Origin of the sequence: Vibrio sp. OPT46, from assembly GCF_015163535.1 — a bacterium.
GTDB classification, from domain to species: Bacteria; Pseudomonadota; Gammaproteobacteria; order Enterobacterales; family Vibrionaceae; genus Vibrio; species Vibrio alginolyticus.
In genome coordinates this window covers 5,428-6,926 of sequence record NZ_JADDYG010000731.1, presented here as the reverse complement: position 1 = coordinate 6,926, position 1,499 = coordinate 5,428, and the positions used below count along the sequence as shown (strand labels likewise).

Sequence of the window (1,499 nt, the reverse complement as noted above, 5' to 3'; positions counted from 1 at the left end):
GTATTTATGTCACAGAAACCGAGCTCTCACTTCAAGCTAGGGACCAACTCGTTGCGCAGATAAGTCAGTTGATTTTACAAAAGTACAAAGACAATTAACTCACCACTCACCTGACCCTATTTGTATCCTTTTCTAGCCCTTCTCTTCCAGAAGGGCTCATTCTGCACTTCCATCTTAAAAACACCACTTATTGAGTAATGACTTACTTATAAATAGGTATAAGATTTACTTATTTAGGGTGAGTTAACGCCCACATTAAGCAACCAAATTCACACAAATGGCGATAATTAAACCATACTCTTACCAAGAAGCACATTTTCTACAAAATAGCTTCACGTAATTTATTGTTGTTATTTGCAACATTGCCAAGGAGATGTCTATTGAGACTTGAAAGAACTTTTAACCCTGATGACTTATCGATGCAAAACATGGAAAGTCCGATATGTATGCCGATAGGGTTTGTTCACTTTTTAGCTCAATCGGAAACACTACAGCAAGTACTTGATACGGTGGCAGAATGGATAAATCGTATATTTAATTCTGACCGTGCGAGTATCACACTTTATGAAAACAATGATCATTTAAAGGTCTACTCTTTCTCTGGTAGTAAAGCGATTCCCGCTGAATTTTTAGTGCCCATTCATCAAGCGTTTGTTGGCCGAGTGTTCAAAAAGCAACAACTGATGATCTGCGACGATGTTACGCAATCTGATGAGATCGATTGTGTGATGCTCGCATCCAATGGTATGGGTACGTGTATGGACGCGCCTTTAATGCACGGTAAAGTCTGCCTAGGAACGCTTAACGTTGCGCATCATCAAACGCACATTTACACAAACGAACAAGCGGCACAGCTTCAGTGCATCGCTAATTGGATTGCTTTAAACATTGCCCTTCATATACAGATTATGAAAATGGAACACCTCGCCACGACGGATGATCTAACAGGTATTCCAAATCGCAGAGAGTTCATGCGACAAATCGAAAGCCGCCTAAATGAATACCGAACCCAGGGCATTGACTTCCATGTTGCTATTTTAGATCTCGACAATTTTAAAAGCCTCAATGACCGATTTGGTCATGACGCAGGCGATAAATCACTGATCCATGCAGTTAATACTATTAAAAGTCATCTACTTGATTGTGACTTACTTGCCAGAGTTGGCGGTGAAGAGTTTGCCATCGTATTAAGAAGTCGCTCATCACAGCAAGCTCTAGACACATTAGAAACGATTCGTAATGCACTAGAAACGACGACCGTTCAACATTCAGGTTGTGATATGAGCTTCACCGCGAGTATTGGGGTAACTCAAGTCTGTCGTCTCGACGACTCATTTGAACCACTCGTTAAACGCGCCGACTTAGCACTTTACAAGGCAAAAGAAACCGGAAGAAATCGCGTTGAGTTTCATATTGGTGAAGAAAGGTAGAAAAAATAAAAAAAGGTAGTGACTCATTGCGCTACCTTTTATCGATTCTAACCCGCTTAAAATAACTAA

Annotated in this window: 1 protein-coding gene and 1 pseudogene; both read left to right on the top strand. The window is 40.6% G+C overall.

Translation table 11 applies throughout. From position 1 onward, the window contains the following. Positions 1-98: pseudogene (locus tag IQR33_RS26540) on the top strand (class A beta-lactamase); the annotation flags it as partial. A 282-nt stretch (positions 99-380) separates the two neighbouring features. Next, positions 381-1,430: a sensor domain-containing diguanylate cyclase gene (locus tag IQR33_RS26535; RefSeq protein WP_053303796.1), complete on the top strand. Its 1,050-nt coding sequence runs from the start codon at positions 381-383 to the stop codon at positions 1,428-1,430. The last annotated feature ends 69 nt before the right edge of the window (positions 1,431-1,499 follow it).